The sequence below is a fragment of the Staphylococcus sp. HMSC14D10 genome (assembly GCF_001808125.1).
In the GTDB taxonomy this organism is placed as follows: Bacteria; Bacillota; Bacilli; order Staphylococcales; family Staphylococcaceae; genus Staphylococcus; species Staphylococcus haemolyticus.
Window position 1 is genome coordinate 1 of sequence record NZ_KV792244.1, and the last position, 20234, is coordinate 20234.

The 20234-nt window shown below is 31.2% G+C and carries 22 protein-coding genes and 2 tRNA genes; 21 read left to right on the top strand and 3 right to left on the bottom strand.

Going from position 1 to position 20234, the window contains the following annotated elements; all coding sequences use genetic code 11:
• Positions 1-32: 32 nt before the first annotated feature.
• Both HMPREF3134_RS03615 and cls read right to left on the bottom strand, forming a co-directional pair.
• Positions 33-674, bottom strand: a complete 642-nt coding sequence (locus tag HMPREF3134_RS03615; protein ID WP_070440772.1) for an HD domain-containing protein — start codon at positions 672-674, stop codon at positions 33-35.
• A gap of 99 nt (positions 675-773) precedes the next feature.
• The gene (gene cls, locus HMPREF3134_RS03620; protein ID WP_070440775.1) at positions 774-2258 is read right to left on the bottom strand and encodes a cardiolipin synthase; all 1485 of its coding nucleotides are present in this window, start codon (positions 2256-2258) and stop codon (positions 774-776) included.
• A gap of 156 nt (positions 2259-2414) precedes the next feature.
• On the opposite strand from cls, the gene csoR reads away from it, so the two are divergent.
• The 3 genes from csoR (at position 2415) to HMPREF3134_RS11955 (ending at position 3201) form a co-directional block, all read left to right on the top strand.
• Complete coding sequence (gene csoR / locus HMPREF3134_RS03625) at positions 2415-2738, top strand: copper-sensing transcriptional repressor CsoR (RefSeq protein WP_053020047.1); 324 nt, start codon at positions 2415-2417, stop codon at positions 2736-2738.
• Between the two features lie 11 nt (positions 2739-2749).
• Positions 2750-2956, top strand: coding sequence for a putative copper chaperone CsoZ (locus HMPREF3134_RS03630; RefSeq protein WP_011275259.1), 207 nt, complete (start codon positions 2750-2752; stop codon positions 2954-2956).
• 107 nt (positions 2957-3063) lie between these two features.
• Positions 3064-3201, top strand: coding sequence for an Lmo0850 family protein (locus tag HMPREF3134_RS11955; RefSeq protein WP_141738622.1), 138 nt, complete (start codon positions 3064-3066; stop codon positions 3199-3201).
• A gap of 48 nt (positions 3202-3249) precedes the next feature.
• Here HMPREF3134_RS11955 and HMPREF3134_RS03635 read toward each other — a convergent pair whose 3' ends face one another.
• The gene (locus HMPREF3134_RS03635) at positions 3250-4440 is read right to left on the bottom strand and encodes an FtsW/RodA/SpoVE family cell cycle protein (protein WP_070440778.1); all 1191 of its coding nucleotides are present in this window, start codon (positions 4438-4440) and stop codon (positions 3250-3252) included.
• 417 nt (positions 4441-4857) lie between these two features.
• Between HMPREF3134_RS03635 and HMPREF3134_RS03640 the strand changes: the two genes are divergently transcribed.
• The 18 genes from HMPREF3134_RS03640 to HMPREF3134_RS03725 all read left to right on the top strand — a co-directional run bounded on the left by HMPREF3134_RS03640 (position 4858) and on the right by HMPREF3134_RS03725 (position 20233).
• Positions 4858-5928 carry a D-alanine--D-alanine ligase gene (locus HMPREF3134_RS03640; RefSeq protein WP_053020221.1) on the top strand — a complete coding sequence of 357 codons (1071 nt, stop codon included), beginning with the start codon at positions 4858-4860 and terminating at the stop codon, positions 5926-5928.
• A gap of 15 nt (positions 5929-5943) precedes the next feature.
• The gene (gene murF / locus HMPREF3134_RS03645; protein WP_070440781.1) at positions 5944-7299 is read left to right on the top strand and encodes a UDP-N-acetylmuramoyl-tripeptide--D-alanyl-D-alanine ligase; all 1356 of its coding nucleotides are present in this window, start codon (positions 5944-5946) and stop codon (positions 7297-7299) included.
• A 270-nt stretch (positions 7300-7569) separates the two neighbouring features.
• The gene (locus tag HMPREF3134_RS03650) at positions 7570-9081 is read left to right on the top strand and encodes a degradosome RNA helicase CshA (RefSeq protein WP_049426548.1); all 1512 of its coding nucleotides are present in this window, start codon (positions 7570-7572) and stop codon (positions 9079-9081) included.
• A gap of 165 nt (positions 9082-9246) precedes the next feature.
• Positions 9247-9726, top strand: a complete 480-nt coding sequence (locus tag HMPREF3134_RS03655) for a PH domain-containing protein (RefSeq protein WP_053020220.1) — start codon at positions 9247-9249, stop codon at positions 9724-9726.
• Entirely contained in the window at positions 9719-11242 is a 1524-nt protein-coding gene (locus HMPREF3134_RS03660; RefSeq protein ID WP_049426546.1) for a PH domain-containing protein, read from the top strand. Before HMPREF3134_RS03655 ends, HMPREF3134_RS03660 begins: the two co-directional genes overlap by 8 nt.
• On the top strand, positions 11235-11762 hold the full coding sequence (locus HMPREF3134_RS03665; protein WP_049426545.1) for a PH domain-containing protein: 528 nt from the start codon (positions 11235-11237) through the stop codon (positions 11760-11762). Before HMPREF3134_RS03660 ends, HMPREF3134_RS03665 begins: the two co-directional genes overlap by 8 nt.
• A 9-nt stretch (positions 11763-11771) precedes the next feature.
• Positions 11772-12131 carry a holo-ACP synthase gene (acpS, locus tag HMPREF3134_RS03670; protein WP_049426544.1) on the top strand — a complete coding sequence of 120 codons (360 nt, stop codon included), beginning with the start codon at positions 11772-11774 and terminating at the stop codon, positions 12129-12131.
• A gap of 95 nt (positions 12132-12226) precedes the next feature.
• On the top strand, positions 12227-13375 hold the full coding sequence (alr, locus tag HMPREF3134_RS03675) for an alanine racemase (protein ID WP_070440784.1): 1149 nt from the start codon (positions 12227-12229) through the stop codon (positions 13373-13375).
• A gap of 85 nt (positions 13376-13460) precedes the next feature.
• Positions 13461-13631: a type II toxin-antitoxin system antitoxin MazE gene (gene mazE, locus HMPREF3134_RS03680; protein WP_049426542.1), complete on the top strand. Its 171-nt coding sequence runs from the start codon at positions 13461-13463 to the stop codon at positions 13629-13631.
• Complete coding sequence (locus HMPREF3134_RS03685; protein WP_011275272.1) at positions 13628-13993, top strand: type II toxin-antitoxin system PemK/MazF family toxin; 366 nt, start codon at positions 13628-13630, stop codon at positions 13991-13993. The genes mazE and HMPREF3134_RS03685 overlap by 4 nt, the downstream gene beginning before the upstream one ends.
• A gap of 307 nt (positions 13994-14300) precedes the next feature.
• Positions 14301-15302, top strand: a complete 1002-nt coding sequence (locus HMPREF3134_RS03690; RefSeq protein ID WP_053020219.1) for a SpoIIE family protein phosphatase — start codon at positions 14301-14303, stop codon at positions 15300-15302.
• Positions 15303-15400: 98 nt separating this feature from the next.
• Complete coding sequence (locus HMPREF3134_RS03695; protein ID WP_049426540.1) at positions 15401-15727, top strand: anti-sigma factor antagonist; 327 nt, start codon at positions 15401-15403, stop codon at positions 15725-15727.
• Between the two features lie 28 nt (positions 15728-15755).
• Positions 15756-16208, top strand: a complete 453-nt coding sequence (rsbW, locus tag HMPREF3134_RS03700) for an anti-sigma B factor RsbW (RefSeq protein ID WP_046309853.1) — start codon at positions 15756-15758, stop codon at positions 16206-16208.
• On the top strand, positions 16183-16953 hold the full coding sequence (sigB, locus tag HMPREF3134_RS03705) for an RNA polymerase sigma factor SigB (protein WP_070440787.1): 771 nt from the start codon (positions 16183-16185) through the stop codon (positions 16951-16953). Before rsbW ends, sigB begins: the two co-directional genes overlap by 26 nt.
• A gap of 249 nt (positions 16954-17202) precedes the next feature.
• The gene (locus HMPREF3134_RS03710; RefSeq protein WP_070440790.1) at positions 17203-19350 is read left to right on the top strand and encodes a Tex family protein; all 2148 of its coding nucleotides are present in this window, start codon (positions 17203-17205) and stop codon (positions 19348-19350) included.
• Entirely contained in the window at positions 19343-19798 is a 456-nt protein-coding gene (locus HMPREF3134_RS03715; RefSeq protein WP_070440793.1) for a SprT family protein, read from the top strand. Before HMPREF3134_RS03710 ends, HMPREF3134_RS03715 begins: the two co-directional genes overlap by 8 nt.
• Before the next feature lie 254 nt (positions 19799-20052).
• Positions 20053-20138: transfer RNA gene (locus HMPREF3134_RS03720), tRNA-Leu, on the top strand.
• Between the two features lie 21 nt (positions 20139-20159).
• Positions 20160-20233: transfer RNA gene (locus HMPREF3134_RS03725), tRNA-Gly, on the top strand.
• The last annotated feature ends 1 nt before the right edge of the window (position 20234 follow it).

Sequence of the window (20234 nt, forward strand, 5' to 3'; positions counted from 1 at the left end):
GACTCATCAGTCCGATTTGACGTAGAGCCTTTTTATATATGCCATTCTTTATAAAATTGATTTAAAAACTGTTCCATAAACGCATGTCTTTCTCTAGCTAATTTTCGACCAGTTTCAGTATGCATTAAATCTTTTAATTTTAATAATTTATCATAAAAGTGACGTATAGCTGAAGGTTCTAAATTAGTAATCGTTTCAATATTAGGTATGTCTCTATGTGGTGATTCTGTCCACATTGGCTCATTAAAATGGCCTGAAAATTGAAATGCTCTAGCAATACCAATAGCACCAATCGCATCTAGTCGATCAGCATCCCTTACAATTTGTCCTTCAATAGGAAGGTCTACATGATTATTTTGTCCATTTCTATAACTTAAATGCTGAATGATGTAAATAATCTTTTTTTGTTGATCAAAAGATACACGAATGTTCTTTAAAAATGTTTTTAAACGATCTAAAGCATTGGCTTTATTTGTTAACTTATCATCAATGACATCATGAAGTAATGCAGATAATGTGATAATTAAATATTCTCCTTGTTGCTCGCATTTAGAGATTGTTTGAGCTAGTGACGTTACACGTTCTACATGTGCAATATCATGACCAGAATAATCATTTTTATGAAAATTTTTCATATAACGATGCGCTAATTCTATTTGTCGTGTTACATTCATTTTAATCTCCTTATTGTTCAGATAAGTTCGGGACTAAAGTATTATTTTAAGTCTATAATATTTTCAATGTAATTTTTTAAACTACTATATCTAAATTATCTATAGAATAGGTGAAAGTAATTGAGATATACCTTCTTTAAATTTAATCCACAGGCTTCGTTTATTATATAAGTCTTCAGTGAGTCGGTAGGATACTTTCATATCTTGAATAAATGCTTCTTTTAGTTGAGTTGCAATTGCTTCATCATAGATAAATGCGTTTACTTCAAAGTTCAATGTAAAACTACGATTATCCATGTTGGCAGTACCTACTGAAGCAATTTCATCATCAATAATTAATGTTTTGGAGTGTAAGAAACCATTATCATAATGATAGATTTTCACACCAGCTGATAATAGAGAAGCTGCGTTTTTTAAGGTAGCCCAATAAACAAAAGGATGATCAGGTTTATTAGGAATCATGATATTGACCTCTACACCACCTAAAGCTGCTATTTTAATTGCATCAATGAAGGCTTGATCAGGAATAAAATAGGGTGATTGAATATAAATAGATTGTTTAGCTGAAGAAATCATTTTCAAATAACCATATTTGATTTGCTCCCAATCTTCATCAGGACCACTTGAGGCAATTTGTACACCTATTGTTCCACCAGAGTCTACATCAGGAAAATAGCGATCTTCATATTCGATTGAATCACGGTTTGATTGTGAATTCCAATCTAATATAAATCTCAGTTCAAGTGCGTTTACAGAATCTCCTTCTAATCGCAAATGAGTGTCTCGCCAATATCCAAATTTTTTATCTTTACCTAAATATTCGTCGCCTACATTAAAACCACCAACATAACCAATTTTACCGTCAATAATAACTATTTTTCTATGGTTTCGGTTATTCATACGGAGGTTTATAAGTGGGAGTTTAGAAGGGAAGAAAGATTCAACATGTCCACCTTTTTGACGGAAGTGTTTTAAATCTTTTTTTCTTAAAGTTCTTGATCCCATATCATCGTATAACATTTTAACTTCTAAGCCCTCATCAAGTTTATCCTCAAGTGCTGAGAGAATTCGATGACCTAATTCATCACTTTTGAAAATATAGTATTGAATATGTATATAATCCTTTGCATTTTTAATATCACTTAATAATGCATCAAATTTTGCATGGCCATCAGTATAAATCTTGATTTGATTATCAGTAGTAAGGAATGCAGCATTGTTAAAAAGTAACATGCGTACCATTTCTTTAAACTTAACAATTTGATGATTACCTTTTGAGAAATCGTCGCTTTCTAATGCTTCAATTTGTTCATCGACAATCATAGCAAGCCCTTTACGGTCTTCCTTTTTCAATTTAAAAATACGATTGCTTTGAATTTGGCGTCCTAATAGTAAATATAAAATAAACCCTATAATTGGTAAAAATACTAAAACAAGTAGCCAAGCCCATATTGAACCAGCACTACGGCGCTCCATAAAGATAATAACAAACGCAAAAATTAAGTTTAATATAAAGGCAGCAATTAAAATGATATTAATAATCAATGAGGAATGCGTGAAAGACATTGAATATATTTCTACCATAGTACGCCTCCTGTTTATTTTTTAATTCTTGCAAGAATAAGATAAGTCTAGTACTTTCTTAAACTTAATTGTATCATGGCATTAACTAAATAGCATGACTCTTTTTCATGAAAATAAGTTACAGTGTTTGACGAATATGAAGGTAAATTATACGATATGATAGTACTATTAGAAAGGGTGACGACCTTGAATAATCATGAAAATGCACATCATTCCAAACAAATTAAAATGAATTTAAAATCAAGACTAAATCGTATTGAAGGGCAAGTTAGAGCGATTAATCGCATGATTGAAGAAGATGTATACTGTGATGACGTGCTAACTCAAATTAGAGCTACAAGATCTGCATTAAATAGTGTGGCCACTAAGTTGCTAGATCATCATATGAAAAGCTGTATCATGGATAAAGTGAATAACGGCGCTCAAGAAGAAGCGATGGAAGAATTGTTAGTGACATTTCAAAAATTAATGAAAGATTAGGGGTTAATTAAATGAACTTTAGTGAAATTAGAATTAGTGAATTAAATACTGAAGAGCAAGCTAATTCGCTCCAACATAGACTTGAGAAGATGATAGGTGTAGATGAAGTAATTGTAGAACTAAATGACCAATTAGTTAAAATTTCTTATGAAACACCAACGAATTTAAATAGTATTGAAAAAGAAATTTATGATGATGGTTATAAGGTATTAGGTTGATAAATTAAAATAATTTTGTTAAATATCAATTTTATGCTGAATTAATGTAGTAAAACATCGATAATTGGGGTAGTATAACTTTGAAGTCATAAAACGAGGTGAAAGCCATGAGTAATTCGGATAAATTGCAAAATGTTGTTAAATTATTATCGTCATTAGGTGTGAATATTAAAAAAACTAAAACTCGTTTAGACATTATTAATACATTGCCAGCTACAACACCTGTGCGCCAAGAACTTAAATAGTCTGCTAGCAATTGATAAAGGGAGAAGCGTAATCACTTTTAAATGTGATTACGCTTCTTTATTAGGCATTGTTTGTCTTTGATGGAAATGTATAGATAAGACGACACCTATACCAACCATTAAACTCCATAGTGAACTACCGCCGTAACTAATAAATGGTAATGGTATACCGGTAATAGGTAGTAATTGGATTGTCATACCTATATTTTGTAATATATGGAAGACAAGTAGTGATACATAGCCTATGATAAATATTTTGCTGAATGGAGATTCAACTTTCGTAGCAAGTCGAATTAAATGAAAAATTAATGCTAAAAAGATGAGTAGTAAAACTACAGCGCCTATAAATCCCATTTCTTCTCCAACTACTGAGAATATAAAATCTGTATGATTTTCAGGAATGTAAACCTCACCATGATTAAATCCTTTACCGAATAATTGACCAGACCCAATCGCTTTTAAAGATTCTGTTAAGTGATAACCGTCTCCAGCACTATATGAATATGGATCCAACCAAGAATTAATTCGCCCCATTTGATACATTTTCACACCTAGAAGGCTCTCAATTAACGTTGGTTTATAAATGATAGCTAATATAATAGTTCCTCCAAAAACAAAAGCGGCTATAAATAATGGTGCTAAGATTCTCCATGTAATACCGCTAACTAACATTATTCCTATAATAATAGCGCAAATCACAAGCGTTGTACCTAAGTCATTTTGTAATAAGATTAAAGCCATTGGTACTATTGAAATTCCTATGATTTTAAAAAACAAGACCAAATCAGTTTGAAAAGATTTATTAAAAGTAAAACGATTATGGTTAGAAACGCTCTTTGCTAGTGCTAGAATTAAGATGACCTTCATAAATTCTGAGGGTTGAATACTTATTGGTCCAAATGAATACCAACTTTTAGCACCATTAATGATTGGTGTAATAGATGTTTCAGGTAATATGAGTAAACCGATAAGTAGTACGCAAAAGATAAAATAAAGAATATATGTATTATTTCTAATCTTTTTAGGTGAAATAAGCATAATAACTAATGCGATAATAGTACCTAATATGTAATATATGATTTGGCGAATACTAAAGTTTGCACTATATTGTCCTCCACCCATAGCTGAACTAATCGTAGTAACACTTATAATGGCAAGTATGGTTAATAATGCTACAAGTATCCAGTCTATCTTACGTAGCCAATGTTTTGAAGGCTGTTGACGGGATGAATATTTCATGAGAAAACTCCTTAAATTCTTATAATCGAACGATTAATATTATATACAAATTTTACATGACTTTATATTAATTTGCTAGAAAATAACAGGCTGAATATAGAAAACTAAAAATTCTATCTAAAATTGTGTTTGAATTATGATTGGTAAATTATTCTAATAAAAACCAAAAAAATTATTTAAACATAATTAGATTTAAGTTGATAAATGCAAAATCACTTTAGACTGTGATAATATTGATTTTTAGAAAGCATAGTTTAAACTAAATAAAATTTATAAAATATTGATAGTTAACTAAAAAGAAAAAGTAAAAATGAATTGAAAGAGATATAGACATTTGTAAGAAGTTGAAATAACGTAATAGTTTAATACTTCTCATAAATGATTGAGTTATGATCTTTCTTAATGGAGGAACTACTTATGGTGAAAGAAAACATTTGTATCGTATATGGTGGTAAAAGTGCTGAACATGATGTTTCTAAATTGACTGCGCAAAATGTTCTTAATGCAATTGATAAAGAAAGATATTTAGTGGATATCATTTATATTACGAATGATGGCTTATGGAAGAAAAAAGAAAATATCACTGAGGAAATTAAAGAAATTGAATCCCTAAATATGACAGATATAGAAGCGGGCGAAATCACTATCTTGCTTAAAGAAAGTAGCGATGGTAAACCTTATGATGCTATATTCCCATTACTTCATGGCCCTAATGGTGAAGATGGAACAATTCAAGGGTTATTTGAAGTTCTTGATTTACCATATGTTGGGAATGGTGTACTAGCTGCATCAAGTTCAATGGATAAACTTGTCATGAAACAATTATTTGAACATAGAGGATTGCCTCAATTACCTTACATTAGTTTCTTAAGAAGTGAATATGAAAAATATGAGGGTAACATTATTAAACTCGTTAAAGATAAACTTACATATCCAGTATTCGTAAAACCTGCAAATCTTGGTTCAAGTGTAGGTATTAGTAAATGTAATAATGAGGATGAATTAAAATCAGGTATTGAGGAAGCTTTCCAATTTGACCGTAAACTTGTTATTGAACAAGGTATTAATGCTCGTGAAGTTGAAGTAGCTGTATTAGGCAATGACTATCCTGAAACAACATGGCCAGGAGAAGTTATCAAAGATGTTGCATTCTATGATTACAAATCAAAATATAAAGACGGTAAAATCAGTTTACAAATTCCTGCAGAATTAGATGAAGAAGTACAAATGACATTAAGAAACATGGCATTGGAAGCATTTAAAGCTACAGATTGTTCGGGATTAGTACGTGCGGATTTCTTTGTTACTGAAGACAATCAAATTTTTATTAATGAAACAAATGCAATGCCTGGATTCACAGCATTTAGTATGTATCCAAGTTTATGGGAGAATATGGGCTTATCTTATTCTGACCTAATCACAAAATTAATTGACCTAGCTAAAGAACGTCACGAGGATAAAAAGAAAAACAAATACACAATTGACTAAGAGAGGGATTCATAAATGATAGAAGTTTCTTTACAGCAAATTCAGGAATGGATACCTTGTGATATTGATTCACAATATTTACAACAAACCATCAAAGGTGTGACGATCGATTCACGTGCAATCAAAACTAATATGTTATTTATACCATTTAAAGGTGAGAACGTAGATGGTCATCGCTTTGTTTCACAGGCGTTAAAAGATGGCGCTGGTGCTTCTTTCTATGAAAAAGGCCATGACATTGATGATAATGTGGAAGGACCTATTATATGGGTAGACAATACATTAATTGCGTTACAACAATTAGCTAAAGCATATCTTAAACATGTGAACCCTAAAGTAATAGGTGTTACTGGTTCAAACGGTAAAACAACTACAAAAGATATGATTGAGAGTGTATTACACACTGAATTTAAAGTTAAAAAAACGCAAGGTAATTACAATAATGAAATAGGCTTACCATTAACTATTTTAGAGCTTGATTTAGATACAGAGATTTCAATATTAGAAATGGGTATGTCTGGATTCCATGAAATAGAATTACTTGCTAATATAGCAGAACCAGATATTGCTGTTATTACAAATATTGGTGAATCACATATGCAAGATTTAGGTTCTCGTGAAGGCATTGCTAAAGCTAAATCTGAAATAACAATTGGACTTAAAAAAGAGGGAACATTCATCTATGATGGTGATGAACCATTGCTTGAACCACATGTTAAAGAAATCAAACATGCTAAATGTTTAAGTGTAGGTTTGAAACAAGATAATGCTTTAGTATGCGAAGTAGAACATAGTGAAAATGATGGCATTGCTTTCTCTATTAACGGTAATGAACATTATAAATTACCTATTCTTGGAATCCATAATATGAAAAATGCAGCTATCGCAATTGCTATTGGTCATGAACTAGGACTTAAATATGAGACTATTCAACATAACATTAATCATGTTCAACTCACTGGTATGCGAATGGAACGCCATATTACTGATGATGATATTACTATCATAAATGATGCTTATAATGCCAGTCCTACAAGTATGAAAGCCGCAATTGATACTTTGAGTCAAATGGAAGGTAGAAAAATTATTGTACTTGCTGACTCACTTGAATTAGGGGAAAATAGTCGTTCAATGCACGAAGAGGTAGGCGCATATTTAGAAGGTAAAAACATCCATACTTTATTAACATATGGCAAAGATGCAAAGTATATTAGTGATATAGGAGGTCAATTTGTTGACCACGTTGAATATTTTATTGATAAACAACAATTAACTCAATATTTAATAAATAACTTAGTTGCTAACGACAAAGTTCTTGTAAAAGGTTCAAGAGGAAATAAACTTGAAGAAGTTGTAAATAAATTGATTTAATTATTTTCAAAATTACTATCATGCTAAGCAAGTCACTAATTAGGAATCTAAATCCTTTAGTGGCTTGTTTTTTTACTTTAAAAATTTAAATAATAAGTGAAAAATGTAAACGCTATTATATGAAAATAGATTTGAAAACGAGTTTATCTATAAAATTGCTTTATTGCGATATGTAATTTTAGGTGGTACTATATAGAAGTTGACGTAATAAGAGGACCTTATATACACAAACGTATATTGATAAATAAGAAAGTTAAAAGGAGAATTATATTGCAAAATTTTAAAGAACTAGGGATTTCGGATAAAACAGTTGAGACCCTTGAAGCAATGGGCTTTAAGGAACCCACACCTATCCAAAAAGATAGTATCCCTTATACATTAGAAGGAAAAGACATCCTTGGACAAGCTCAAACTGGTACTGGTAAAACGGGAGCGTTCGGGATTCCTTTAATAGAAAAAGTTGTAGGTCAATCAGGTGTGCAAGCTTTAATATTAGCACCTACAAGAGAATTAGCTATGCAAGTAGCTGAACAATTAAGAGAATTTAGTCGTGGTCAAAATGTACAAGTTGTAACGGTATTTGGTGGTATGCCAATCGATCGACAAATTAAAGCTTTAAAAAGAGGACCACAAATCGTTGTAGGTACACCAGGACGTGTCATTGACCACTTAAATAGACGTACATTAAAAACAAATGGTATTCATACATTAATTTTGGATGAAGCAGATGAAATGATGAACATGGGCTTCATCGATGATATGAGATTCATTATGGATAAAATTCCAGCTGAGCAAAGACAAACAATGTTATTCTCAGCAACAATGCCTAAAGCAATCCAATCTTTAGTACAACAATTCATGAAATCTCCTCAAATCGTTAAGACAATGAACAACGAAATGTCAGACCCTCAAATTGATGAATATTATACAATTGTGAAAGAACTTGAAAAGTTCGATACATTTACTAATTTCTTAGATGTACACCAACCTGAATTAGCCATTGTCTTCGGTAGAACAAAACGTCGTGTGGATGAATTAACAAGTGCTTTATTATCTAAAGGTTACAAAGCAGAAGGCTTACATGGTGATATCACACAAGCTAAACGTTTAGAAGTATTGAAGAAATTTAAAAATGATCAAATCGATATATTAGTTGCTACAGACGTTGCAGCACGTGGTTTAGATATTTCAGGTGTAAGTCATGTATATAACTTTGACATTCCTCAAGATACTGAAAGCTATACACATAGAATCGGACGTACAGGAAGAGCTGGTAAAGAAGGCATCGCTGTTACATTCGTAAATCCAATTGAAATGGATTACATCCGTCAAATAGAAGATGCAAATGGAAGACGCATGAACGCTTTAAGACCACCTCACCGCAAAGAAGTATTAAAAGCGCGTGAAGATGATATTAAAGATAAAGTGAAAAATTGGATGTCACGAGAAAGTGAAGCACGTTTGAAACGTATCTCAAGCGAGTTATTAGAAGAATATGATAGTACTGAATTAGTTGCATCATTACTACAAGAATTAGTAGAAGCAAATGATGAAGTGGAAGTACAATTAACATTTGAAAAACCATTAGCACGTAAAAATCGCCATGGTAAAGGTAATGGATCACGTCGTGGTGGAAAACGTAATAACAAGTTCGATAATAAAAACAAACGTTCAAAAGGTAACTTTAATAAGAAAAAAGGTAAAAAACCTGACCGTCGTGAAAGACAAGACAAAGGTAGATCTACGATGAAAGGTCGAACATTCGCAGATTTACAAAAATAAAATAATTCAATATTGGATTTTATAATCAAACCATCTCATGCTTTTGAGGTGGTTTTAAATTTGATTAAATAGTAGAAGTAATTTAACAATTTCGCATATTCAGCAAGGTCAGTAAGTCTCACACTAAATATGATATAATAAAATAAAATTGCAAAGGAGTATATTATGAAGGTAGAAAGTTCATTTCATAAAAGTCCTAAGAATGCACTGACATACCACTGGTTTAATAGTGGTATCTTATTTTTAATAGAACTGATTATCATTGTTGCACTATTCTCAATGTGGCGATATTTTAATTGGTACCACTTTATTGTCTACATACTTATCTTCTTAGTCTTCATTTCGGTTATTCGTTTGCTATTACAACCCATTATTAATTATAAATATCGTTTTTATAGGGTTAATGATAGAAATGTCGAAGTTAAAAAGTCTTTTATTTTAAAAAAACACCAAATGACTAAAATTGAACGGCTACAATTTTTAGAAATTAAAAGTAATCCTATTTTAAAGCTACTAAATTTAAATATTTTAATTTTTGTAACAGCAGGACATGAACTAAAATTACCAATTGTCTCAGAAGAAGAAATGAACCAATTATCAGAAGATATTTTTATAGCATTGCGAGGTGCTGATTCAGATGTTTAATCCTCAAAAATTGCATCCAATTTCATACATAACAGGGATAATAGATGTAATTAAACGAAATATTTTTACATTTATCATATTAGTTGGTTTTAATATATGGAATTTTGATTTTACAGAAATTCGTCATTATATTGGGCCATCAATCTTCTTGTTTATCTTTATATTGACGTTTATACATCGATTTTTAGAAATTAAAGTTACAAGATATTGGATTGAAAACGACCAATTTATTGTTACATCTGGATGGTTAAATAAAAAAAGAAAAGAACTAAATCTAAGTAGAATTCAGTCATTAGATACAACACAGGGTTCGATTAACCAAATCGTTGGTGGCGTTAGTTTACAAATTAAAACGCCAAGTGATGGCATTGAATTGGCAACAATAACGAAGAAACAGAGTGAGTTCATTGAACAAACCATACGTATGAGACAAAAAGAATTAAATAATGATACTCAAGAATATTTAATCAATGATGAATCGGATGAAAATGAACTAAAAACGGAGCAATATAATGCATCGACAAGTGTAACAGAAAGTAATTCAGAACATGTGTTCAATATGTCCTTAACTTCATTAATTCTAATGGCTATGACGAGTGGGGCAATAGGTGTGGCCTTTGCTGCCGTTTCGCCAATAGTAGGTGCATTTCAAGATATTATACCTTGGGATAAATGGACGTCTAATCTATGGCATTGGGTAAATTCTGTATTTATTATTGTGCTGTTTGTTGTTGCATCGATTTTAATCATTAGTTATGTTTTAGGAACTATAATTACGATTATACGTTATTATAACTACAAAGTTGTACAACAGGGGAATCATCTTAAAATTAGTTATGGTCTTTTTAATGTGAAAAATCTAACAGTTCCAACTGATCGACTACAAGCAGTGTTAGAGAAACAATCTTTCTTAAGAAAAATATTTGGATATACCTCTATACACTTTATTATCACGAGTGATATGGATATAGAGTCTAATGATGATGCAAGTGACAATGGTAAAATTATGATATTACCATTTATAAAACAAAAAGAAGCATATGAAATTATTGGAAAGCTCGTACCAGAAATGAAGTTTAATAAGGTCGAAAACGTTATGCCATGGAGAGGATTTCATCGTCACTTCTTTATACCAAGTATTATCATTTTAATTTTAGCTAGTATCGGAACTTATTTTTGGAGTGCATGGAGCTTTTTAATCGCTTTGATGATAATTATTGTGATGATGTATCATGCATATATCTACGTTAAAAATGCTGGCTTAGAGATAGAGAATGATGAAATAACTTTGAAACGTGTAAGCACTTTTGGTTTTCAAACATATTACTTCAAAACGGATAAAATTATAGGTATAGAAACGAGCCAACATCCTTTTCTCGAAAGAAGTCATTTAGCAAATTTATATTTCCTTATTGCTAAGGGATCAATATTTGAGTTTATGGAATTAAAGTTCATAAGAGAAGATACATCGCAACGCTACGTTGATGCGTATTTAAGAGGTGAGTACGATGTCTAATTATAATTATATGAATAAAAACGGCCCTAAAGTGATGAGGATTGCTTCAATGATTACTACCATTATTTTTACAATTATAGTGATAATAGCAAGTATTTTATGTGATTTATACATTGAGGAAATGAGTCGCGCATTACTTGTAAGTCTTGCGATAGCACTAATCATTTTATGTTGTGTTGTTTTTATAGTTATAACACCATTTTTAAAATATAAAAATTTTCGATATTTTTATTCAAACGATGAAATTTATATAAGAAGAGGCATTATTTTTATCAATACTAAAATTATTCCATTTTATCGAATTCAGAATATCGATATTGAAGAAGGTTTTTTAATGAGAAAATATAAGTTAGCATCATTGCATTTGTCGACTGCAGGAGGCGTTTCTCAAATAGACTTAATTGCAAAGAAAGATGCAATAAAACTTAAACAAATGATACAAAAAAAGAAAAATATTCAGCAAAATGATATTAGTGAAATGAATACGAAAATTGATCATTCAAATATACCTAGTGAGTGAGGGGTTAGCATGATACATGGAATAGGTATTGATTTAATAGAAATTGAAAGAATTAAAAAAGCTTTTGAGAAACAAAAAGACAAGTTAGTAAAGAGAATTTTAACACAAGAAGAGGAACATCAATTTCATTCATTTAAAAGTGAAAAGAGAAAATTTGAATATTTATCTGGTCGTTTCGCAACCAAAGAAGCTTTCAGTAAAGCATTAGGTACAGGCTTAGGAAAAACAGTGGCATTCAAAGACATTAATTGTTACAACGATATAAAAGGTAAACCATGTATAGATTACAATGGTTTTATCGTACATGTTTCAATAACTCATACAGAACATTATGCGATGAGTCAAGTTTTGTTAGAAAAGAGAGATTAACAGTATTATAATAAAAATAATTTCTACCTCGTATATTGAACGAGTTAAATCAATAATAAACAAGATTTTTTTACTAATTAAGAGGAGGATTACGTATGTCAGATAAATTCTATAGATCAACTTATTTAAACGTAGATTTATCAGCGATTTTAAATAACTATAATACTGTTAGAACGTTGCATAGCGATAAAACAGTTATACCAGTAGTAAAAGCTAATAGTTATGGTTTAGGTAGCGTTAAAATCGCACAACATTTAATGAAAAACGGTGCTGACTTTTTTGCAGTAGCAACTCTTGATGAAGCTATTGAATTACGTATGCATGGAATCAATGCTCAAATACTTATCCTAGGTGTCATTCCTCTTGAAGATATAAATAAAGCTATTCAACACAGAGTTGCTTTGACTGTACCATCATTACAATGGATACAACATGCAATAGAATTAATTAGTGATGATAATGAAAAGAATTTATGGCTACATGTGAAACTCGACACAGGTATGGGCAGACTTGGAATTAAATCACTGGAAGAATATAAAGAAGTCATTGACTTAATTCAAAGTCATTCTCATTTAGTATTCGAAGGTGTATATACGCACTTTGCTAATGCTGATGAACCTGGCGACTCAATGGATCATCAATATGAACAATTTGAAACCTTAGTAACTCAAGCTGAGAAACCTAAATTCATACATTCTCAAAATTCAGCTGGTTCTTTATTGAGAAACTTTGAATTATGTAACGCAGTTAGACTTGGTATTTCACTTTATGGTTATTATCCGTCAGAGTACGTAAAAGAAAAAGTTGAAACTGAATTACAACCAAGTGCGCAATTATTAACACAAGTTGTCCAAACTAAGTATTTAAAAGTTGGAGAATCGGTAAGTTATGGCAGTACATATACAGCAACTGAAGATATAAAGATCGCGATTTTGCCAATTGGATATGCAGATGGATACTTACGTTCAATGCAAGGGGCATTTGTTAATGTCAAAGGCCATCAATGTGAAGTCATAGGTCGAGTATGTATGGATCAAATGATAATTAAAGTGCCAGATGATGTAAAAGAGGGGGACACTGTGACACTTCTAGATAATACTTATGATTCACCTCAATCAGCTGAAACTTTAGCTCAAAAACAAGACACGATTAGCTATGAAGTTTTATGTAATTTAGGTAGACGTTTACCTAGAATCTATCAAGTTGATGACCAGATACATGTAACTAATGAATTATTAAAATAGTATAGTCACTTGAAATAAAATTTGTTATTATAAAATTAATTAAAGTTTATAATGTCTTATTTGGTATCAAGTGGAGGTTCATATTATGCTTACTTTCAATCAAAATAGAAGTCACAGTCTTGAACAATCTTTAAAAGAAGGCTATTCACAAATGGCCGAATTAAATCTCTCCCTAGCGACAGAAGCTTTTCCTCTAGAATGCGAAGCTTGTGATTGCAACGAAACGTACATTATTTCTAATTATAAAAGTGAATGATTAGAAGAGGCGATGTATATTTAGCTGATTTGTCACCAGTACAGGGCTCAGAACAAGGGGGAGTCAGACCTGTAGTTATCATTCAAAACGATACTGGCAACAAATATAGTCCTACCGTAATCGTTGCTGCGATTACGGGAAGGATTAATAAAGCGAAAATACCCACACATGTTGAAATCGAGAAAAAGAAATACAGACTTGATAAAGATTCAGTAATTCTACTCGAGCAAATTAGAACATTAGATAAAAAACGACTAAAAGAAAAATTAACATATCTATCTGATGAGAAAATGCAAGAAGTAGATGAAGCACTAGACATTAGTCTAGGACTGCATGATGAAGTTAAAACGCAAAACACATAACTTAATTTATGTATAATTCAAAAGTATTTCATTTTAACTATTAAAGACAATATTTTAAATTCAGTTATTCGAATTTTCGTACTTTAATTTCCATGTACTTAATACATATTAGTCCTATTTGAAGATAAGTACTAGATTAATTGATAGTCTTTAGTTGTTGACTTTAGGTAATTCCTAAAGTCTTTTTTAAATATAAAGTATATTATTTAATATTATGGTTTTAACAATAATGAATTTTATTAATAAATATCAAATGCATATAAAAAAGTTCTAAGTGTTAGATATATTGAAGCGAGGAGGCAGATTTGTGGAAGAATGTAAGCAGCATTATAAGCAACTTATTGATGAAAGTTTAGTTACGCAAAATAAACAACAATTTCTAGAAAAGTGTAATGATTTTACAGATGAAGTAATTAAAAAAGATATTCTACCTGAAGATATTGTGAATATACACAAATCATATGTAACCTCCTTAAATTTAAATAAACAACAAATTTTTGATACATTAGATGTGTTACAAGAGGTTGTAAAAGGGTTTGGATATAGTTATCGTGACTACCAAAAGTTAGTTGATAAAATGCAATTCCACGATAAAGAAATTGATTTAGCTTCTAGGCTTCAACAGACAATGTTAAAAACTGATATCCCTCAATTTGATAGTATACAGATTGGTGTGATTTCTGTTGCTGCTCAAAAAGTGAGTGGCGACTATTTTAATTTAATTGATCATAGAGATGGAACGATGAGTTTCGCTATTGCTGATGTTATAGGTAAAGGAATTCCAGCTGCATTAGCTATGAGTATGATTAAATTCGGAATGGACTCCTATGGGCATTCCCAATTACCAAGTGATGGATTGAAACGTCTTAATCGTGTTGTGGAGAAAAACGTAAATCAAAACATGTTTGTGACCATGTTTTACGGATTATATGAAGAAATGAACCATCTACTTTATTGTAGTTCTGCAGGTCATGAACCTGGATATATATATAGAGCGGAAACTGAAACATTTGAAGAAATTGAAGTTAGAGGAAGAGTCTTAGGTGTAAGTCAGCACACTCGTTATAGTCAACAAGAAATTCCCATTCATTTAGATGATTTAGTTATCATATTTACTGATGGTGTTACAGAAGCAAGATACACAGATGGCGAATTCATAGCTAAAGACACATTGTTGAACCTCATACGTAAGTATAAGCATATGCATCCACAAGATATAGTACAAATATTATATGAAGCTATATTAAAAATACAAAACCCTAACAAACGTGACGATATGACTATTATGATTATAAAACGTGTAAATTAAATATTAAATTTTTAGATTATATAAATCTAACTATGGGTATACTTACTAAAGTATACATATTATTAGTAACAAAAGACTAAACTAGGAGTGTAAGAACTATGAACCTTAATATTGAGACGATAACACATGATGAATATTATGAAGTCATTGTGGCTGGGGAATTAGATGTTTATACAGTACCTGAATTAGAAGAAGTTTTGATGCCAATGCGTCAAGAAGGTACTCATGATATTCACGTGAATGTGACAAACGTTAGTTATATGGATTCTACAGGATTAGGTTTATTTGTAGGAACATTAAAAGCTTTGAATCAAAATGATAAAGAATTATATATTTTAGGTGTATCAGATAGAATCGGAAGATTATTTGATATTACTGGCCTTAAGGACTTAATGCATGTCAATGAAGGAACGGAGGTAGAGTAACTTGCCTATTAAAAATGATTATATCGAGATGAAATTACCTGCCTCTGCTGAGTATGTGAGTTTAATTCGTTTAACTCTATCAGGTGTATTCTCAAGAGCAGGCGCATCTTACGACGATATAGAAGATTCTAAAATTGCAGTAAGTGAAGCCGTTACTAACGCAGTGAAGCATGCTTATAAAAATGATGAAACAAATGGTATGATTAATTTATGTTTTGAGTTATTTGATGATAAAATAAAAATAGTTATCTCAGATCAAGGTGAAAGTTTTGATTATGAAACGACTAAATCACAGCTAGGACCTTACGATGAGAATGAAAATATCGATTTCTTACGTGAAGGCGGACTTGGTTTATTCTTAATTGAATCCTTGATGGATGAAGTGAAAGTCTTTAAAGAATCTGGTGTAACAATCAGCATGATTAAGTATATAAAAAAAGAGCAGGTGCCAAATAATGACGAAAGAGTCGAAATCAGCTAATGATGTATCACCTGAGCAAATTAACCAATGGATTAAAGAACATCAAGATAACGCTAATACAGAAGCTCAAGATAGATTAGTTAATCATTATCGAAAATTAATTGAATCTTTAGCTTATAAGTATTCTAAAGGACAATCACATCATGAAGATTTAGTTCAAGTTGGTATGGTTGGTTTAATAGGTGCTATTAACAGATTTGATTTGTCTTTTGATCGCAAATTTGAAGCATTCTTAGTACCGACCGTTATTGGTGAGATTAAGAGATATTTAAGGGATAAAACTTGGAGTGTTCATGTTCCTAGAAGAATAAAAGAAATAGGCCCACGTATCAAAAAAGTAAGCGATGAACTAACAAATGAGTTGGAAAGATCTCCATCAATTGCAGAAATTGCTGACCGTTTAGAAGTTTCAGAAGAAGAAGTGTTAGAAGCTATGGAAATGGGTCAAAGCTATAACGCGCTTAGTGTTGATCATTCAATTGAGGCAGATAAAGATGGTTCAACAGTAACTCTATTAGATATCATGGGGCAAAAAGATGATAATTATGACTTAACTGAAAAACGTATGATTCTTGAACGTATTTTGCCTATTCTCTCAGATAGAGAAAGAGAAATTATTCAATGCACGTTCATAGAAGGATTAAGCCAGAAAGAAACTGGGGAACGTATTGGATTAAGTCAAATGCATGTATCACGCTTACAAAGAACTGCAATTAAGAAATTGCAACAAGCTGCTAAACAATAAAATATTACATTTAGAGTCTAGAACATTAATTATATAAAACTATAGTGGACAGTCGCAATTGTTGCACGTATTGATAAGAAGTTCAACTAGTAGTTTTTCAGTTCTAGTCATCTATGTGGGGGTGGGACAATGAATTCACTATGAATTCTATCCGACTCCTTTTTTACTTTTGAATTAAAAAAGCAATGCTTAAAATTAAATATTGTATACTTAGAGAAATAAGAATTTTTGAAAAGTGTGGTTATATAAATGGATAAAATGTTAATGAATGAAATAGTTTCTAAATATCAATTTTCTGAAAAACAAGTAAAATCCGTATTAGAATTGCTAGAAGAAAATAATACTGTTCCTTTTATAGCAAGATATCGTAAAGAAGCAACGGGTGGTTTGGATGAAGTTCAAATCAAACAAATTTCTGACGAATATCAATATGTTGCAAATTTACAGAAAAGAAAAGATGAAGTTATACATAATATTGAACAACAGGGTTTATTAACAAATGAATTAAAAGAAGATATTCTTAAACAAACCAAATTGCAGCGTGTCGAGGATCTTTATAGACCTTTTAAACAAAAAAAGAAAACAAGAGCAACTGAAGCTAAGCGAAAAGGACTTGAAAGTTTAGCCCAATGGATTAGTGATGGTCAACAGGGTGAATTGAGTCAACAAGCTGAGGCGTATATTAATGATGAAGTAGCTACTGTTGACGAGGCAATTCAAGGAGCTTTAGATATCATTGCTGAACACGTTTCAGATAATCCTAAGTATCGCAGTCGTATATTGAAAGATATTTATAGGCAAGGAAATATTGTAACGGCTAAGAAGAAAAAAGCGGATGATGAAAAAGAAACATTTGCAATGTACTATGATTATGTGGAACCTATTAAGAACGTTGCTAATCATAGAGTGCTAGCTATGAATCGTGGTGAAAAAGAAAAAGTGCTTTCAGTCAAAGTAGAATTTGATACTCAACAAGTAGCAAGTGCTATTGAAAAAAATGAGGTTAAAAATAATAATCCACATGGAGATTATATAAAATTAGCAATTGAAGACAGTTTAAAAAGATTAATAATGCCTTCGATTGAAAGAGAAATACGCGCTGATTTAACTGAGAAAGCCGAACAACATGCTATTGAGGTCTTTAGTGAAAATTTAAATCACTTATTGTTACAACCGCCTATGAAAGGTAAGCAAATATTAGGAGTTGACCCAGCATTTAGAACAGGATGTAAACTAGCAGTCATTAATCCTTATGGGACTTTTGTTGATAAAAGTGTAATTTATCCACATCCACCTAAATCTAAAGTAGAAGCATCTGAAAAAGAAATTGTCCGAATGATTAAAGAAAATAATATAGAACTTATTGCAATTGGTAATGGTACAGCAAGTCGTGAAACTGAACATTTCGTTGCTGATGTTATCAAAAAATATAATTTAGATATTAAATTTATTATTGTCAATGAAGCGGGGGCCTCAGTGTATTCTGCTTCAGAAATTGCTAGATCTGAGTTTCCTAATTTTCAAGTTGAAGAACGAAGTGCTGTTTCAATAGGAAGACGAGTTCAAGACCCATTAAGTGAATTAGTTAAAATAGATCCTAAATCTATTGGTGTGGGTCAATATCAACATGACGTAAATCAGAAAGAACTTGAAAGTGCATTAACATTTGTTGTTGAAACAGCCGTAAACCAAGTCGGTGTAGATGTAAATACAGCATCCAAATCTCTATTACAGTATGTTTCTGGTCTATCTAGCGCAATAGCTCAAAACATTATTGATTACCGTGAAGAAAATGGAGCAATCAAGCACAATAAAGAAATAAGTAAAGTGAAACGATTAGGTGCTAAAACATTCGAACAAAGTATAGGATTTTTGCGTATTGTAGATGGCTCTGAACCACTTGATAATACATCAATTCACCCTGAGAGTTATGATGTGACATATGAATTATTGACTGTTTTAAATTTTGATATCAATGATTTAGGTACTGACAAGTTAAAAAATGAATTATCCAAAATAAACACAAATCAAATAGCTGAACAATTGAATGTTGGAGTACCAACCTTAGAGGATATTATTAAATCTCTAACGGCACCTAATCGAGATCCTCGTGATGAGTTTGAAACACCTATCCTAAAATCTGATGTACTATCTATTGAAGATTTAAAAGAAGGTATGAAATTAAGTGGAACAGTAAGAAATGTTGTTGATTTCGGAGCATTTGTAGATATAGGTGTGAAACAAGACGGATTAGTACACGTATCTAAATTATCAAAAAAATTCGTCAAAAATCCTATGGATATAGTTAGTGTTGGAGATATAGTAGAAGTTTGGATTCTTGATATTGATCAAAATAAAGGAAAAGTTTCTCTAACAATGATTGATCCACATGAATAATAATGAACTTCAAAATATGGTTGAAAGCATTTCAAACCGATATTTTAATGAATCTTTTCGTCATAATGCTTTGTTTAATAATAAGCTACGTACTACAGGTGGACGTTATATTTTAGATTCACATAACATTGAAATTAATCCTAAACAATATCAATATTATGGTAAAAATGCATTAATTGATATAATTAAACATGAATTATGTCACTATCATCTGCATTTAGGTGGAAAAGGTTATAAACATAAAGATCCAGACTTTAAAATGTTGAGTAAGCAAGTCGGTGCTCCGAGATTTTGTAAACCTATTCAATCGTATGAAGCCCGTGCTAATTATTTATATAAATGTCAATCATGTGGTTGCAAATATTTAAGGATAAGGAAAGTAGATGTTCGGAAGATGAGGTGTGGAATTTGCAATGGAAAGTTGTCACTAATCGAACATTTAACTTAGCTACTAAGTAACTAAAATTGAAATTCAGGTCTACTTTTACATTAATTGTAGATCTGAATATTTTTGTTTATTAAATGTTGACATTAATTATAAAAACATGTATAGTATATATCGTTGCTTTAATAAAAGAGTTAAACATTAATTGATTGTAAAACGTCTTTAAAAATATGTTAAAAAGTTATTGACATTTCATTACAAAACATTTACAATAGTTTATGTTCTCGATAGTTAATAGTAATTATTGCGTTTTGCCAGCGGTCGTGGCGGAATGGCAGACGCGCTAGGTTGAGGGCCTAGTGGGAGAAATCCCGTGGAGGTTCAAGTCCTCTCGGCCGCACCAAATAAACTTTTAATTTAATATGCGGGTGTAGTTTAATGGCAAAACCTCAGCCTTCCAAGCTGATGTTGTGGGTTCGATTCCCATCACCCGCTCCAT